1 protein-coding gene is annotated in these 292 nt (G+C 55.5%); it reads right to left on the reverse strand.

What is annotated here, in order from left to right:
• Positions 1-112: 112 nt before the first annotated feature.
• The coding region (locus tag P0D80_RS51580) for a hypothetical protein (protein WP_408296763.1) at positions 113-292 on the reverse strand (180 nt) is incomplete at its 5' end.

Raw genomic sequence — 292 nt, forward strand, 5'->3', positions numbered from 1 at the left:
TGACTTCCCGTGTCAAGAGAGATCGGTTTTCGGTTTTTCAGGACGCTAAATTTCCTGAGGGCGACGTAGCAGTAAGTCTCGACGGTGGATCACCCTGATATACGCGGGTTGGTTACCGCATTACAGTGTTCCGCCCAATGAGCCTGCCGCTATCTGAAGCCGCAAATCGGATGACATCCGCTGCATAGCCGGAGCGCGGGTTACTCGTGTGCCGGGCTACGCCGCCTTCAGGAAACTCCTTCAGATTGCTGCTTTTCAGTGGCCGGCAGGATGAAGCTGGTGTGTTGGCTGT

Origin of the sequence: Paraburkholderia sp. RL17-373-BIF-A (assembly GCF_046030175.1) — a bacterium.
In the GTDB taxonomy this organism is placed as follows: domain Bacteria; phylum Pseudomonadota; class Gammaproteobacteria; order Burkholderiales; family Burkholderiaceae; genus Paraburkholderia.